The organism is Cellulomonas persica (assembly GCF_007989825.1).
GTDB classification, from domain to species: Bacteria; Actinomycetota; Actinomycetes; order Actinomycetales; family Cellulomonadaceae; genus Cellulomonas; species Cellulomonas persica.
Genome location: NZ_BJUA01000005.1, coordinates 164,672 through 179,272, shown reverse-complemented (window position 1 = coordinate 179,272; position 14,601 = coordinate 164,672). Strand labels below are relative to the sequence as shown.

14 protein-coding genes and 1 riboswitch are annotated in these 14,601 nt (G+C 74.0%); of the genes, 8 read left to right on the top strand and 6 right to left on the bottom strand.

The features are described 5' to 3' along the window. Nucleotides 1-7: 7 nt before the first annotated feature. Nucleotides 8-679 (bottom strand): YqgE/AlgH family protein, encoded by a 672-nt coding sequence (locus tag CPE01_RS06765; RefSeq protein WP_146805887.1) that lies wholly within the window; start codon nucleotides 677-679, stop codon nucleotides 8-10. 56 nt (nucleotides 680-735) lie between these two features. Then, nucleotides 736-1,461 carry a M50 family metallopeptidase gene (locus CPE01_RS06760; protein ID WP_146805886.1) on the bottom strand — a complete coding sequence of 242 codons (726 nt, stop codon included), beginning with the start codon at nucleotides 1,459-1,461 and terminating at the stop codon, nucleotides 736-738. A gap of 85 nt (nucleotides 1,462-1,546) precedes the next feature. Between CPE01_RS06760 and CPE01_RS06755 the strand changes: the two genes are divergently transcribed. Beyond that, nucleotides 1,547-2,470 carry an NADP-dependent oxidoreductase gene (locus tag CPE01_RS06755; RefSeq protein WP_146805885.1) on the top strand — a complete coding sequence of 308 codons (924 nt, stop codon included), beginning with the start codon at nucleotides 1,547-1,549 and terminating at the stop codon, nucleotides 2,468-2,470. 23 nt (nucleotides 2,471-2,493) lie between these two features. After that, nucleotides 2,494-3,291, top strand: coding sequence for a VOC family protein (locus tag CPE01_RS06750; RefSeq protein WP_146805884.1), 798 nt, complete (start codon nucleotides 2,494-2,496; stop codon nucleotides 3,289-3,291). Nucleotides 3,292-3,385: 94 nt separating this feature from the next. Here the strand turns inward: CPE01_RS06750 and CPE01_RS06745 are convergent, their stop codons facing one another. Both CPE01_RS06745 and CPE01_RS06740 read right to left on the bottom strand, forming a co-directional pair. Continuing rightward, on the bottom strand, nucleotides 3,386-4,066 hold the full coding sequence (locus tag CPE01_RS06745; RefSeq protein ID WP_146805883.1) for a DUF5701 family protein: 681 nt from the start codon (nucleotides 4,064-4,066) through the stop codon (nucleotides 3,386-3,388). A gap of 139 nt (nucleotides 4,067-4,205) precedes the next feature. Next, nucleotides 4,206-4,637 (bottom strand): YciI family protein, encoded by a 432-nt coding sequence (locus CPE01_RS06740; protein ID WP_146805882.1) that lies wholly within the window; start codon nucleotides 4,635-4,637, stop codon nucleotides 4,206-4,208. A 432-nt stretch (nucleotides 4,638-5,069) separates the two neighbouring features. Here CPE01_RS06740 and CPE01_RS06735 point away from each other — a divergent pair, with 432 nt between their 5' ends. From CPE01_RS06735 to CPE01_RS06725, 4 genes are all read left to right on the top strand, one after another. Then, a complete protein-coding gene (locus CPE01_RS06735) occupies nucleotides 5,070-7,082 on the top strand; it encodes a penicillin-binding transpeptidase domain-containing protein (protein WP_246783784.1) in 2,013 nt (670 codons plus the stop codon). 41 nt (nucleotides 7,083-7,123) lie between these two features. Further along, on the top strand, nucleotides 7,124-8,095 hold the full coding sequence (locus CPE01_RS06730; RefSeq protein WP_146805880.1) for an aldo/keto reductase: 972 nt from the start codon (nucleotides 7,124-7,126) through the stop codon (nucleotides 8,093-8,095). Nucleotides 8,096-8,252: 157 nt separating this feature from the next. Continuing rightward, a riboswitch (cyclic di-GMP riboswitch) is annotated at nucleotides 8,253-8,328 on the top strand. A gap of 16 nt (nucleotides 8,329-8,344) precedes the next feature. Then, entirely contained in the window at nucleotides 8,345-8,494 is a 150-nt protein-coding gene (locus CPE01_RS16390; protein WP_186811437.1) for a hypothetical protein, read from the top strand. Nucleotides 8,495-8,742: 248 nt separating this feature from the next. After that, nucleotides 8,743-9,123, top strand: a complete 381-nt coding sequence (locus CPE01_RS06725) for a hypothetical protein (RefSeq protein WP_146805879.1) — start codon at nucleotides 8,743-8,745, stop codon at nucleotides 9,121-9,123. Nucleotides 9,124-9,253: 130 nt separating this feature from the next. Here CPE01_RS06725 and CPE01_RS06720 read toward each other — a convergent pair whose 3' ends face one another. Then, complete coding sequence (locus CPE01_RS06720) at nucleotides 9,254-11,980, bottom strand: lysylphosphatidylglycerol synthase transmembrane domain-containing protein (RefSeq protein ID WP_146805878.1); 2,727 nt, start codon at nucleotides 11,978-11,980, stop codon at nucleotides 9,254-9,256. A gap of 207 nt (nucleotides 11,981-12,187) precedes the next feature. On the opposite strand from CPE01_RS06720, the gene CPE01_RS06715 reads away from it, so the two are divergent. Continuing rightward, a complete protein-coding gene (locus CPE01_RS06715; protein WP_146805877.1) occupies nucleotides 12,188-12,760 on the top strand; it encodes an HdeD family acid-resistance protein in 573 nt (190 codons plus the stop codon). Between the two features lie 80 nt (nucleotides 12,761-12,840). Next, nucleotides 12,841-13,611 (top strand): type I methionyl aminopeptidase, encoded by a 771-nt coding sequence (map, locus tag CPE01_RS06710; protein ID WP_146805876.1) that lies wholly within the window; start codon nucleotides 12,841-12,843, stop codon nucleotides 13,609-13,611. Between the two features lie 28 nt (nucleotides 13,612-13,639). Here the strand turns inward: map and CPE01_RS06705 are convergent, their stop codons facing one another. Then, nucleotides 13,640-14,455, bottom strand: a complete 816-nt coding sequence (locus CPE01_RS06705) for a CPBP family intramembrane glutamic endopeptidase (RefSeq protein ID WP_146805875.1) — start codon at nucleotides 14,453-14,455, stop codon at nucleotides 13,640-13,642. Nucleotides 14,456-14,601: the final 146 nt, after the last annotated feature.

Below are 14,601 nucleotides of genomic sequence, written 5' to 3'. Positions count from 1 at the left end.
GTGCGGGTCAGTTGAGGCGGAGGTCGGGCGGGTAGTGGGCGAGCATCGCCAGGTCGCCGCCCTGGCGGTGCAGCACGCGGGTCCACAGCGTCTCCGGGTCGGCGGTGAACACGTCGTCGGGCTCCGACGGCACGACGTACCACGCACCCTCGTCGATCTCCTCCTCGAGCTGCCCGCCGCCCCAGCCCGCGTGCCCCGCGAAGATCCGCAGCCCGCTGAACCGTCCGACGACGGTCGTCGGGTCGGCGTCGAGGTCGACGAGCCCGAACGCCCCGGTGAACCGGTCGACGAGGTGGTCGTCCGGCACGTCCGACGACGCGCCCCGCAGCCGGGCGGGGTCGACGAGCGACCCGTGGTCGCGCTCGTCGTCGGGCTCGCTGCCGAGCGCGAGGTCCGGATCGGTCGAGCGGCCCGCCGCGCCGAGCGGCGGCGCCGAGGCGATCGCGACGCCGATCGCGCCGTCGAGCCCCACCGGGCCGCCCTGGAAGAGCCCGTCGGGACGGCTGACGACGTCCTGCCACCCGGGAAGCACCGCGTCCACCTCGACCGGCAGCAGGCGGTTGAGCACGACGCCGAACGCGCCGTCGTCGTTGTGGTCGAGCACGAGGACGACGGTGCGGTGGAAGTTCGGGTCGAGCAGCTGCGGCGAGGCCACGAGCAACCGTCCGCTGAGCGTCATGGCTCCATCATCAGCGACGAGCGGCGCGGTGCCACCCGACGAGCCCGGCAGGGCCGTCAGACCTGGAGCCCGACGAGCCACACCGCGCCGAGCGCGAGGCCCGCGAGCGTGACCAGCGCGAGCACCAGCACCCAGAACGCCCCGGGCAGGTGCGTCAGGCCGCCGAGCAGTCCCGCGTCGGACGTGTCCCGACGCCCGCGTCGGCGCGCGTCTCGTCGTCCCGACTGCATCTCGAGGACCGCGCGCGGCGCCCCCAGCAGGAAGAACCACGTGACGGCGTACGCGAACACGGCCTGCACGTCGGGCGAGCCCCACCCGGTCACGACGACGAGCGCGGCGAGGCTCACGAGCACCGCCCACAGCCCGTACCAGTTGCGGATCGCGACGAGCACGAGGACGACGAGCACGAGCAGCGCCCACAGCACCGCGAGGTCGTACCCGCGGGACAGGAGCCACGCGGCGCCGACGCCGACGACCGTCGGCGCCGGGTACCCGGCGAACGCGGTCGCGATCATCCCCGGGCCGCGCGGCTTGCCGCGCGACAGCGTCAGGCCGGACGTGTCGGAGTGGACGCGGATCCCGGAGACCTGCCGGCCGACGAGCAGCGCGACGCCCGCGTGCCCGGCCTCGTGCACGATCGTCAGCGCGTGCCGCGCGAGCCGCCACGCGACGGGCACGGTCAGCGCGGCGAGCACGACGACCGCGGTGGTGACCACGACCCACGTCTCGGGCACGGGGCTCGCCGTCGTCACGTCCGCCCAGGTGTCGCTCAGCCAGTCCACGGGCGTGAGCGTACGGGCACCGCGCCGGGGAACAGGCGGGTGAGGACCGGGGAACATCGGCGGACGCCGTCCCGTTGCCCACGACATGCGTGCGATCGCCTACAGCAAGTACGGCCACAGCGACGTCCTCGAGCTCGTCGACCTGCCCGTCCCGAAGGTCGGCCCGGACTCGGTGCTCGTCGCGGTGCGGGCCGCGTCGGTCAACCCCGTCGACTGGAAGGTCCGCGAGGGCTACCTCGACGGGATCGTCGACACGACCTTCCCCGTGGTCCCCGGGTGGGACGTCGCGGGTGTCGTGGAGCGCGTCGGGCTCGACACCCCGGAGCTGCAGGTGGGCGACGAGGTGTACGGGTACGTGCGCAAGGACTGGATGCACGGCGGCACGTTCGCGCAGTACGTCGCCGCACCCGTGCGCACGCTGGCCCGCAAGCCCGCGTCGCTGTCGTTCGAGGAGGCCGCGGCGGTGCCGCTCGCGGGGCTCACGGCGTTCCAGACGATCGAGCGCGCGGGCGTGACCGCCGGTCAGACCGTCCTGGTGCACGCGGCGGCCGGCGGCGTCGGGCAGTTCGCGGTGCAGATCGCGGCGGCCCGCGGCGCGCGCGTGATCGGCACGGCCTCGCCCCGCAACCACGAGCACCTCGTCGCGCTGGGTGCCGAGCCTGTCGCCTACGGGGACGGCCTGGTCGACGCGGTCCGCGCGCTCGCGCCCGAGGGCGTCGACGTCGTCCTCGACTACGGGACCGACGACCTCGTCGGCACGACGAAGGCTCTGCTGAAGCCGGGTGGCACGGTCGCCTCGATCGTCGACGCGAAGGCGCGCGACGAGCTCGGCGGGCACTACGTGTGGGTGCGCCCGAGCACCGCGGACCTGGACGCGCTCACCGCGCTGATCGAGGCGGGGCAGGTGCGCGTGGACGTGGCGCAGGTGTTCGACCTCGCCGACGCCGCCGCGGCCCACGAGGCGAGCCAGTCGCAGCACGTGCGCGGCAAGGTCGTCGTCCGGGTCTGACCCACCCGATAGCGTGCGCGGTCATGGCGATCCGGTGGACCACGGCGATGCTCGACCTGCCGTCCGACGTGCTCGACGAGACGCTCGGGTTCTGGTTGCGCGTGACGGGCACGTCGTTGTCGCCCTGGCGCGGCCTGAGCGACGAGTTCGCGACGCTCGTCGCGCCGGACGGTGACGACTTCCTGCGGGTGCAGCGCTTCGACGACGGCCCGCGCGTGCACCTGGACCTGCACGTGGGCGACGACGAGGAGCTGCGCGCCGAGCTCGTGCGCGCGCTCGCGCTGGGTGCCGCGATCGAGCACGACCCGGGCACGCACGTGGTGCTGTCCTCGCCCGGCGGCTACGTCTTCTGCCTGGTCACGGACCAGGGGCACGCGCGTCGTCCGGCAGCCGTCCCGGCCCCGGACGTCGGCCCCGCGGCCGAGTCCGACGAGCCGGTGACCGCGCTGGTCGACCAGCTGTGCCTCGACGTGCCGGCCGCGGGCTTCGCGCAGGAGGCCGCGTTCTGGTCCGAGCTGACGCGCTGGCCCGCGCACACCGGGAGCCGCGAGGAGTTCGTCGTGCTGGACCGTCCCGACGGCATCCCGCTGCGCCTCATGCTGCAGCGCCTGGGCGCGACGGACCCCCGCCGCGAGGTGAGCGCGCACCTCGACCTCGCGACGACGAACCGTCCGGCGGTCGAGCGCGCGCACGTCGCCGCCGGAGCCCGCGTGCTCGCCCACGGGCCCCGGTGGACGACGCTCGCGGACCCGTCCGGCCACCCGTATTGCCTGACCGACCGCGACCCGACGACCGGGCGCCTGCCGACCGCCGCTCCCTGACCGGGCTGCGCCCGACGGCGCGGCCGGGGTCCCTGATCCGCCGCGCGCCCAGGAGCACGAGGCCGTCGCGGTCGGCCGTCCGGCTCTGGCTGCCTCAGCCGACGAGCGGCGTGCGGCTGAGCGCCGAGGCGAAGCCGAGCCAGGTGTGCCGGTTGCCGGCCCAGCACCAGCCGACCTTCGGGGCGTCGCGGCGTTCCCGGCCGTCACGGCCCGTGCCGTTGGAGATCCACAGCGCGGGCGTGCGCGCGTCGAGCCCGCCGCGCGGCCGGACCCGGCGCGACCCGATCGTCATGAAGCAGTGGTTGCGCTCCAGCACGTCCGGGACCTGCAGCGCCCAGTGCACGCCCTCGGCGAGCGTGAGCGGTGTGCGGCCGCGGGACGTGAGCTCGGGCAGGGCCTCGTCGGGTGACCAGCTCGCCAGGTCGTCGCCGCGGTCCAGCCCGGACACCACGTAGGCGCGGGCCGCGGGCGGGGCCGGGACGTCGAGCCCCGCGATGGGCACGAACTCGGCGACGTCCGTCATGTCCTCGACGACGAACCCCTCGCGCTCGCCGCGCCGCAGCAGCGGCGCGAGCGCCGCCACCGGCGCGAGCTCAGGGGGCACGACGAGCAGCGCGCCGGGCGCCGGGTCGGCGGCGCGGACGAGCGCGTGCAGGTCGTCGGGCGCGAGGCCCGCGAGCTCGGCGACCCCGAGCGCGACGAGCCGTTCGGCCTGCTCGGTGAGCGGGGGCGGCGCGGCGGGTGAGGTGGTGGGCGACGTGGTGGGCAGGGTCATGGCGGTGGACCTCCGCAGGTTCGTCGACGATGCGAGGTTCTCAACGCGCCACGTGCCGGGATCGTGCCCGTGCGCCGGGTGAACCGCTCCGCGCGGGGTGCGCCGCCGCGCGCGGGGTGCGCCGCCGCGGGACGCGCGCTCAGGCCTCGTGCAGCCACGCGGTGATCTCGACCTGGTTGCGCGGCGGGTCGCCGACGACCTCGCGGACCTGGATCGGCTGCGCGAGCGGCCGGCCACCGCGCCCGGGCACCGCGGACACGAGCGCCGCGATCTCGAGCGCGCGCTCGACGGTCGCGGTCTCGACGACCTGGAACCCCGCGACCCACTCGCTGAACTCGGGGAACGGTCCCTCGGTCACCTTCGTCGCGGCCGGCCCGGCGGACCGGACCACGAACGACGCGTCGGGTGCGGACAGGATCTCGCCGCCGACGAGCTCGCCGCTGGCCGCGAGCTCGTCGTTGAGGCGGCGGTAGTAGGCCATGTGGGCGTCGACCTCGGCGGGGGTCCACTCCTCGAGGGGCGTCGGGTCGTCGCCGGGCTGGAAGTCGACGATGAGCAGGTAACGCGGCATGGGACGTCTCCTCGTGCGGTGGGGTGCTGTCGCCAGCATGACGCGCGGGAGGCACGAGGATCGACAGCGGGCCGCGAGCGGGCCCTGGCGTCGCGGTTCGGGGCCGGGCCGCGAGGCGTCGGACAGGGACCCCCGCGTCCGATCGGAGCGCAAAGCCCTGCGCGCGTGACAGGGGTGGCCGATAGAGTGCCGAGGTCCCGCTGGTGGACACCCGTCTCACTGCTCGGCGCAGCCGCCCGTGGCGCTGGACGTCGCCGTCCGGCGCCTCGCGAGCCGCGCTGAGGTGGCGGTGGTGCGAGGTGCGGATGACGCGCGCGCTCGGGCACGAGCGCGCCACGGGCAGGCGCCGACCAGCACGGATCAGGACGGATCAGCACGCGACGAAGGGGCCGACGAATGGGTGCGCGGAGACGGACGATCGCGACGACAGCGGTGATCGCCCTGGTCACGGCGCTCGGCGCGGCGGCGTGCACATCCTCGCCCCCGGGACCCCAGGACGCGGCGACCGCGCTCGCGGCGGCCCTCGAGTCGGGTGACCTGGACGGTGTCGCGTTCACGCCCGACGTCTCGGCGGACCAGGCCGAGAAGCAGCGCACGGACGCGTACGACGCCGTGGTCGAGGCGCTCGGCGAGGACGCGCTGCGCGTGAGCCTGGTGAGCGCCGAGACGCTCGAGGACGACGACGCGCTCGCGGACGCCGTGCTGCGGTTCACGTGGTCGACGGCCGGCTCGGCGGCGGCGGACTCCGAGCGGCAGTGGACGTACGAGACGACGGCCCGGCTCGAGCGCGACGACGAGGACGTGTGGCGCACGCACTGGGCCTCGACGATCCTCGCGCCCGACCTCACGGTCGCGGAGGACCTCGTCGTGTCGCGCGAGACGCCGCAGCGGGCGAACGTGCTGGGCGCGGGTGGCGAGGTCCTGGTCGAGGCGCGTGACGTGTTCCGCGTCGGCATCGACAAGACGTTCCTGCCCGCCGCGGAGGCGGGCGCCGCCGCGCGTGGGCTCGCCGCGGCGCTCGAGATCGACCCCGACGAGTACGCCAAGCGCGTCGAGTCCGCGGGCGACAAGGCGTTCGTCGAGGCGATCGTCATCCGGCGGGAGGACTCCTACTACGACGTCCCGGCGCTGCGGAAGCTGCCCGGCGTCAACGCGATCGACGACTCCCTCCCGCTCGCCCCGACGCGCACGTTCGCGCGCCCGATCCTCGGCACGGTGGGCACCGCCACCGCCGAGATCATCGAGAAGTCCGGCGGCGCGATCCAGGCGGGCGACCTCACCGGCCTGTCCGGTCTGCAACGGCAGTTCGACGAGCAGCTGCGCGGCCGGCCGGGCCTGCGCATCGACGCCCGCGGGATCGAGGGCAGCGGCTCCGAGGGCCAGGCGCGCACCCTGTTCACGGTGCCGGCGGTCGACGGCGAGCCGCTGCAGCTCACGCTCGACTCGCTCGTGCAGCAGTCCGCCGAGAACGTCCTGGCGAGCGTCGGCCCGGCCTCCGCGATCGTCGCGATCCGTCCCTCGACGGGTGAGGTGCTCGCGGCTGCGAGCGGACCGGGCAGCCAGGGGCTGTCGACCGCGACGCTCGGGCAGTACGCGCCGGGCTCGACGTTCAAGGTCGTCAGCGCACTCGCGCTGCTGCGCGCCGGCCTGACCCCGGACAGCTCGGTGACCTGCACCGACGGCATCACGGTCGACGGCCGGCGCTTCGACAACTTCCCCGACTACCCGGCGGCGGCGCTCGGTGACATCCCGCTGCGCACCGCGTTCGCGAACTCGTGCAACACCGCGTTCATCGGCCTGCGCGACGAGACGCCGCAGGACGCGGTCGTCGACGCCGCGGGCTCGCTGGGGCTCCTGCCGACACAGTCGCTGGGCTTCGCGTCGTTCGTCGGCGCGGTGCCGTCGGACTCGGACGGCACGGATCACGCGGCGACGATGATCGGGCAGGGTCGCGTGCTGGCCTCGCCGCTCGGCATGGCGACGGTGGCCGCGTCGGTCGCCGCGGGTCGCACGGTCACGCCGCACCTCGTCGAGCCGGGCTCGTCGTCGGCCGACGACGCGACGGACGACAGCACGTCGTCGGCGCAGGCGTCCGACGACGAGTCCGACGAGAGCAGCAAGGACGCCGAGACGACGGACGAGCCGCGCCCGCACGTCGACCTCACGTCCGACGAGGGGGCCGCGCTGCGGTCGCTCATGCGCGCGGTGGTGACCGACGGCGGCGCGGGGTTCCTGCGGGACCTGCCGGGCGAGGTCATGGCCAAGACGGGCACCGCGCAGTTCGGCGAGACCGACGACCTGCGCAACCACGTGTGGATGATCGCGATCCAGGGTGACCTGGCGGTCGCGGTCTTCGTCGACGAGGGTGAGTACGGGTCGACGACCGCGGGGCCGCTCCTGACGCGGTTCCTCGAGTCGCCGGTCGTCGCGGCGCTGACGGACTGACCGTCCGGGCGTCGTCGTCCATGCCTCAGGAGGACCCCCGCATGACCCAGCCCCGCTACGCACCCGGCGGACCGCAGTGGCTGCGCCCGCTGCCCGGCACGGACCTGACGGTCTCCGCCGTCGCGCTCGGCGGCGGTCCGCTCGGCAGCATGCCGGACCTGTTCGGGCGTGACGTGACCGCCGAGGAGGGCGTCGCGACGGTCCTCGCGGCGTTCGACTCACCGATCCGGTTCATCGACACCTCCAACGGCTACTCCGACGGCGAGAGCGAGCGGCGCATCGGCGCGGCGATCGGGTTGGCCGAAGGGCTGCCGGCGGGTGTGGTCGTGGCGACCAAGGTGGACCCGCGCGGTGACGACTACTCGGGGCAGCGGGTGCGTGAGTCGGTCGCGGAGAGCCGGCAGCGGCTCGGGCTCGACGAGCTCCCGCTCGTGCACCTGCACGACCCGGAGTTCCACGACTTCGCGACGATGACCGCACCCGGTGGCGCCGTCGACGCGCTCGTCGAGCTGCGCGAGCGCGGCGTCGTCGGCCGGATCGGGCTGGCCGGCGGGCGCGTGCACGAGATCGCGCGGTACCTCGAGCTCGGGGTGTTCGACGTGCTGCTGGTGCACAACCGGTGGACGCTGCTCGACCGCAGCGCAGGCCCGCTGATCGCCGAGGCGCACCGCCGCGGCATGGGCGTGCTCAACGCGGCCGTGTACGGCGGCGGGATCCTCGCGGCGCAGTCGGGCGGCCCGACCACCTACGGCTACCGCCCCGCGCCGCCCGAGGTGCTGGAGGCGGCGGCCCGGATGCGCGAGGCCTGCGCCGCGCACGGCACCGACATCGCGACCGCGGCGCTGCAGTTCTCGCTGCGCGACGAGCGGATCGCCTCGACGGTCGTCGGGATGAGCCGTCCGGGCCGGGTCACGGCCACCGTCGAGGCGGCTGCGCGCGCCGTGCCGGACGGGTTGTGGGCCGAGCTCGAGGCTCTCGTCCCTCCGGAGAGCACCTGGTTGGACGCCCGCTGATCCGGTTCACCGCTTCGTGGGACCACCAGGACCCGGGACCAAAGGGACAGAACGCCCAGGTTTTCACTGGTCCGAACGGGTGATTTTGCTCGCTGTCCGTATTTGGCCGCTTCGTGCCCTTGGCCGGGTAAGTGATCTGAACTACCTTCCTACCTGTCAGCGATAACGGCAAACCCTCCGCGAGGAGGGGACGCAAAGCCACGGGACCCTCGACGGTCAGCCGGGCTACCGAACAGACAGGAAGCGATCATGGACCAGACCGGCCTCCCCGCCGAACCGTCGCAGTCGCCCACCACCCCCGCCTCCTTCCGCACCCGCGCCCAGGCGTGGAGCGCGATGGCGGCCGCAGCGGGTGCCCTCACGGCACTGCCGACGCAGCGGGAGCGCGCCGCGGCCTGACAGCCGCGACGAGCGACGACGCACCACGAACGGCCGGTCCGGGCTTCCCGGGCCGGCCGTCGCCGTCCCGGCCGACGCGCGTGCGTCGCTCGTCGTCGCCCCGCCGGAGCGCGCCCGCGCGTCGTGCCCGAGCGCCCGCGCGTCGTGCCGGGCGGCCGGACGCCCTGGAAGGGTGTCGAGGTGTCCCGTTCGTCGCTAATGTCGGCAGCACGGCCGATCCCGCCGCTTTCGACGTCGAAGGGCACGACATGAACTTCTGGCAGTGGGTCTGGATCCTGTTGTGGTGGTTCCTCTTCTTCGCCTATCTCGTCATCCTGTTCCAGATCCTGAGCGACCTCTTCCGTGACTCCACGCTGAGCGGGTGGTGGAAGGCCGTCTGGATCGTCTTCCTCATCGTCTTCCCGTTCCTGACCGCGCTCGTGTACGTCGTCTCGCGCGGCAAGTCGATGGCCGAGCGTCAGGAGGCGGCCGTCCGTCGGGCCCGGTCCGAGACGGACAGCTACATCCGCGAGGTCGCGGGGACGAAGTCCGCGGCCGAGCACATCGCCGATGCGAAGGCCCTGCTCGACTCCGGCGCGATCAACGAGGACGAGTTCGCGCTGCTGAAGGCCAAGGCGCTCGCAGCCTGACCCACGCCGAGCCGGACGCGTCCGCACGAGCGTCCCGCACGACACCCGAGGCCCGCCACGCCGCTCAACCGCGTGGCGGGCCTCGTCGCGCGCGGCCCGGGACGCAGGGCTCGCCCCCAAGACCGCGGGGCTAGAGCTCGCCGACCTTCTGCAGGTGCCGCATCGCGACCCAGCCGATGGGGATGCGCACCCAGTAGGTGACCACGCGGAACAGCACCGCGATCGACGTCGCGACACCGGGGTTGATGCCCGTCACGGCGGTGAGCGCCGCGCCGAGCGCGATCTCGATCGCACCCATGCCGCCCGGCGTCGGGACGAGCGCGCCCGCGGTGTTCCCCGCGAGGTAGACGATCGCGACCTGGATGAGGCTCGCCTCCTGCCCGAAGGCCTGCAGGCACGCGTCGAACGCGAGCACGAAGCCGAGGGTCATGACGAGGTTGCCGGCGACCGCGACGGCCAGCCGCCACGGCCGGCCGAGGATGTCCACCAGCCGCGGCCAGATCTGCCGCAGGGTCGGCCGGATCTTGGCCAGGACCCACTGACGCACCTTCGGCACCAGCAGGGACGCGCCGACGAGCGTCGCGACGAGCGCGATGATCAGCAGCACCTCGGGCGAGACGGGCAGTGCGGACTCCTGGCCCCCGGACCCGACGGACAGGACCGCGAGCAGCGCGATCGTCACGACGAGCTGGCTCACCTGGACCATGGCGACGGTCGCGGCGGCGAGCGACGTGGGCACGCCGCGCTTGGTCAGCATGCGCAGGTTGAGGGCCGCCGGGCCGATGCCCGCAGGCGCGGCCATCGCGACGAAGTTCGACGCGGCCTGCACCTCGAGCGTGCGCCACAGGGGCAGCCGCACCGGGGAGAACGCGATGAGCGCGAGGGCCGCACCGACGATCGTGAGCAGGCCGAGCAGGAACGCCACGATCGTCCAGCGCCAGTCACTGTCGGTGAGCGCGGTGGTGATCTCGTCGAGGTTGATGCGCGTGACGAGCAGCAGGACCACGACGATCGGCAGCACGATCGTGACGACCGACCGCGCCCCGAACCGCACGAGCTGCTGCGGCTCGACGTCGGCCTCGGGGATGCGCGCGACGATCGCGGCGCGCAGGTCGCTGAGCACGGCCTTGTGCCGGCGCACCTCGGTCCGGGTGCGCTCGGGCAGCGTGATGCCCTGCAGGAGCGGGCCGATCGCGGCGACGTCGTCGTCGTCGAGCGAGTCCGCAGCGGACTGCAGCGCGCGCTCGACGCCCACGCGCAGCGCGAGCAGCGCGAGCATCTGCGTGAGGTCCATGCGTCGCGCGAGCTCGGACGACGCGACGTACCCGTTCTCCCAACCGACGATCCAGATCATCGGCGTCCCGACGAGCTGGTCGACGAGCACGGTGTCGGACGTGAGCGCCCGGTGCGCGATCCCGGCCTCGTGCGCGGTGCGCAGCTGCTCCCAGATCGCGCGCAGCATCTCGTCGGTGATCTCGTCGTCGTGCAGCTCGGTCAGGGGGCGCGCGTTGCCGGGGTGCGCCTGCACCAGGAGCATCGAGTCCTGCGCCTCGGCGACGCGCAGCAGCTCGGGCGTGCGCACACCCGCGGCGCGCGCGGCGTAGCTCAGCAGCGCGGTGCGCTCGGCGGTCTGGCGCAGCGACTGGACCGAGCGGCCCTCGATGCCGCGCAGCCGCACCGAGCGCCACACGCGCGAGACCATGCTCGCGACCTGGCGGTCGCCGTCGATGACGACGAGGTCGCGGCGCTCGTCGTCCTCGGTGGTGAGCTCGTACGTGCGGTAGCCGGTCGAGCGGACGAGCGCCCGGGCCGCGGCGTCGTCGGGCGCGGGCCGGTGCGCGGTCGAGCGGAGCACGTCGTGCGGCGCGTCGGCGGTCGGGTCGTCGTCGTCGCCAACGTCGCCGTCCGGCTCGTCGGCCGCGATCCGGCGCAGCCGCACGGGCTCGAACCCGGCCCGGCGCACGCCCGCGACGAGGCTCGCCCCGTACGCGCGCTCGGAGCGCACGCCTGACACGTAGCGCACCGCGAGCCCGCACACGCGGCCGATCAGCAGGGCGACCGCGAGCCCCGCGAGCGAGACCTGCGCCGTCACGAGCAGCACCGCGATCGCGAACCACAGCGCGCTCCACGACCACGCGACCGTGCGGCGGCGCTGCCGCGGCCCGCTCACGGTGAGCAGGCTCGCGAGCATCGAGACGTACACGGGGATGGTCAGCTGCCACGTGCCGCCGAGCAGCACGGACAGGCCGCGCACGAGCTCGTCGGAGCCGAACTGCTCGACGACGAGGATCACGGCCGCGCCGACCATGATCGCCAGGACCGCCGCGACGATCGCCTCGATCAGCTGGCGGCCGAGCCGCCGCAGCGTGAGCTCGATGCCGACCGCGAGCGGCACGGCGAGCGTGACGACGCCCTCGAGCACCTGCACGGGCACGAACAGGATCTTGCGCAGCAGCGTCGCGAAGCCCTGCACGTCCTCGGCGACGCCCGTGGTGGTGTGCTGCGCGTACGTCGCGAGGATCATGACGACCGCGACGCCGAGCGCCGACAGGATCGTGGCGATGAGGTCGCTCGGGTGGTGCACCCGGACGGTGGGCTGGTCGTCGACGACGATGACCGCGGCCTCGGCCTCCGCACGGGCGCGCTCGGCGCGCTCCTCGTCGGGGTCCGGCAGGTCGAGCCGGGCCTCGCCGTCGGCCGCCTGCCCGTCCTCACCCGGCTCGACGTCGGTGCCGACCGTCGCCGGACCGCGCGTGCGCGTCGTGCGTGCGGGTTCGATCGGGCGTGGGGTGACCAGGTCGTCCGCCGGACCGGGAGGCCGCGGCGACGCCGACCCCGCCGACCTCCGTGCAGACATACGGGCGAGTCTAGGCGGCGGGCCCGTCGCGCGACGGTCGTCCGCGCGCGGTCCGCCGACCTGCTCGGACGCGGTCACCGGGCTGCGCCGGACCGGTCCGCGACGCGCGCGGCGCGTGTCGGACCGTTTCGCCGGGTTCGTCACGCTCAGCAGGGCTAGCGTGGCCACCAGGCGGCCGCGGCCGTGCGGCGCGGACGGGAGGCGATCGTGAGCGACACCCTCGAGAAGCAGGTCGGCCGGGAGCTGCGAGCCGTCTGGTGGTTGCCCGTGCTGCGCGGGCTCGTGTTCCTGGGCCTCGGCCTGCTCATGCTGCTGCACCCGCTGGAGACCCTCACGGCGATCACGTGGGTGATCGGCATCTTCGCGCTCGTCGACGGCGCGCTGATCGTCCTGCAGGCGCTGATCGAGCACCGCAAGGGCGCGATGTGGTGGCAGCTGCTCGGCGGCCTGGTCGTGATCGGTCTCGGCGTCGTCGTCGTGACGTGGCCCAAGCCCACGGTGCTGGTGCTGTTCTACGCCGTGACGGCGTGGGTGCTCGCGGTCGCGGTCGTGGGGATCGTCGCCGCGGTGCTCCTGCACAAGCGCGGCGACTACTCCTGGTACGGCGCGCTCGCGATCGGCCTGGTCAACCTCGTGATCGGGCTGCTGCTGGCGTTCAACCCGCAGACCTCGCTCTCGGTGGTCATGGTGCTGTTCGGCGTGTTCGCGCTGGTCGGCGGTGTGCTGCTGCTGATCAGCGGGTTCGCCGCACGGTCCCTCGGGCGCGAGCTCAGCGCGTAGCCGGCCGGTACTGTTCTGGGGCCGACGAGCGGGCACGCCCGCACCTGGCACGGCACCGACGCACCTGGAACGGCACCCGCATGATCGAGATCCTGAGCCCCGCCGAGCTGCTGCGCGCCCGGGACACCGGCGCGCTGGTCGCCGAGATCCTGCACACGCTGCGCGACCGCGCCGTCCCGGGCACGAACCTGCTCGAGATCGACCGCTGGGCCAAGGCGATGATCGAGAAGGCGGGCGCGCGGTCCTGCTACGTCGACTACGCGCCGTCGTTCGGGCGCGGCCCGTTCGGCCACTACATCTGCACGTCCGTCAACGACGCGGTGCTGCACGGCCTGCCGCACGACTACGTGCTCGCCGACGGCGACCTGCTCACGCTCGACATCGCGGTGCTGCTGCGCGGCATCGCCGCGGACTCGGCGGTGAGCTTCGTCGTGGGCCGCTCGCGGCCCGCGGAGTCCGTCGCGCTGATCGACGCGACGCAGCGCGCGCTCGCCGCGGGGATCGCCGCGGCCGGCCCGACGGCGCGGATCGGCGACCTGTCGCACGCGATCGGGCGGGTGCTGAGCGCGGCGGGGTACCCGATCAACACCGAGTTCGGCGGGCACGGCATCGGCTCGACCATGCACCAGGACCCGCACGTGTCGAACACCGGCCGGCCGGGCCGCGGGTTCGCGCTGCGGCCGGGGCTCCTGCTCGCGCTCGAGCCCTGGGTCATGGTCGACACCGACGAGCTCGTGACCGACGCGGACGGCTGGACGCTGCGCAGCGCGACCGGCTGCCGCACCGCGCACAGCGAGCACACCATCGCGATCACCGACGACGGCGCGCAGATCCTGACCCTGCCGCGCTAGCCGGTCCGCGCGGGCTCGGTGCTCGACGTCAGTCGAGGCCGAGCGTCGAGATCCAGTCGTCGGGGATGAGCGCGTAGCCGACGAACACCACGAGGTCCATCACGGTGTGCGCGACGACGAGCGGCATGACGCGTCGCCTCCGGCGGTAGTACTCGGCGAAGACCAGGCCCATCACGACGTTGCCGAAGAACGGCCCCCACCCCTGGTACAGGTGGTACGAGCCGCGCAGCAGCGCGCTCGTCACGACGATCACCGGCGGGCTCCAGCGCAGGTCGCGCAGCCGCTCCATGAGGTACCCGACCGCGACGACCTCCTCGAGCAGCGCGTTCTTGAGCGCGAGCGCGACGAGCAGCGGGATGGTCCACCAGTGGTCGTCGATCGTCGTCGGCTGGACCTGGACGGTGATGCCGACGGCCCGGCCGATCGCGTAGAGCCCGAGCCCCGGGACGCCGATGAGCGCGGCGAGCCCGACGCCGACCCCGAGGTCGCGCCACGGCCGGGCGAACGTCAGGCCGATCCGGCGCGTGGCCGAGCGGCCGTTCGCGGACAGCAGGTAGAGCGCGAGCGCCACGGGGATCAGCGCGAACCCGATGGACAGGACCTGGTAGATGACGTCGAGCCAGGGCCGGGCGTTCAGGGGCGGGTTGATCGTGGTGCTCTGGTCGGCGAGCGGAGGGCCGGCGGTCATGCGGTCGAGGATGTTGACGAGCGCGTAGACGCCGGACCGGCCCAGCGACAGGCCGAGCACGATCCAGATCTCGACCGTGAGGCGGCGCCGCAGCGCGCGTTCCGAGACGGGCGGCGTTCCCGTGGCCTGCGCGGGGGCGTCGTGCACGTCGCTCATGTCGGCACCGTAGCCGCCGTGCCCGTGCGGGTGTTCGTCGAACGGGTCGCGCACAGGGGCTTGTGGAACCGGGCGAAAGGTGCGCAAACTGGTTTGCCGCACAAACCAGACGCCGGGGGACCCGGCGTCGCACCGCTCGGCGAGGG

Bases quoted from the DNA above. Each gene is read 5' to 3' on its own strand.
- CPE01_RS06765 (WP_146805887.1), bottom strand. From the start codon at position 679: ATGACGCTCAGCGGACGGTTGCTCGTGGCCTCGCCGCAGCTGCTCGAC.
- CPE01_RS06755 (WP_146805885.1), top strand. From the start codon at position 1,547: ATGCGTGCGATCGCCTACAGCAAGTACGGCCACAGCGACGTCCTCGAG.
- CPE01_RS06750 (WP_146805884.1), top strand. From the start codon at position 2,494: ATGGCGATCCGGTGGACCACGGCGATGCTCGACCTGCCGTCCGACGTG.
- CPE01_RS06745 (WP_146805883.1), bottom strand. From the start codon at position 4,066: ATGACCCTGCCCACCACGTCGCCCACCACCTCACCCGCCGCGCCGCCC.
- CPE01_RS06740 (WP_146805882.1), bottom strand. From the start codon at position 4,637: ATGCCGCGTTACCTGCTCATCGTCGACTTCCAGCCCGGCGACGACCCG.
- CPE01_RS06730 (WP_146805880.1), top strand. From the start codon at position 7,124: ATGACCCAGCCCCGCTACGCACCCGGCGGACCGCAGTGGCTGCGCCCG.
- CPE01_RS16390 (WP_186811437.1), top strand. From the start codon at position 8,345: ATGGACCAGACCGGCCTCCCCGCCGAACCGTCGCAGTCGCCCACCACC.
- CPE01_RS06725 (WP_146805879.1), top strand. From the start codon at position 8,743: ATGAACTTCTGGCAGTGGGTCTGGATCCTGTTGTGGTGGTTCCTCTTC.
- CPE01_RS06720 (WP_146805878.1), bottom strand. From the start codon at position 11,980: ATGTCTGCACGGAGGTCGGCGGGGTCGGCGTCGCCGCGGCCTCCCGGT.
- map (WP_146805876.1), top strand. From the start codon at position 12,841: ATGATCGAGATCCTGAGCCCCGCCGAGCTGCTGCGCGCCCGGGACACC.
- CPE01_RS06705 (WP_146805875.1), bottom strand. From the start codon at position 14,455: ATGAGCGACGTGCACGACGCCCCCGCGCAGGCCACGGGAACGCCGCCC.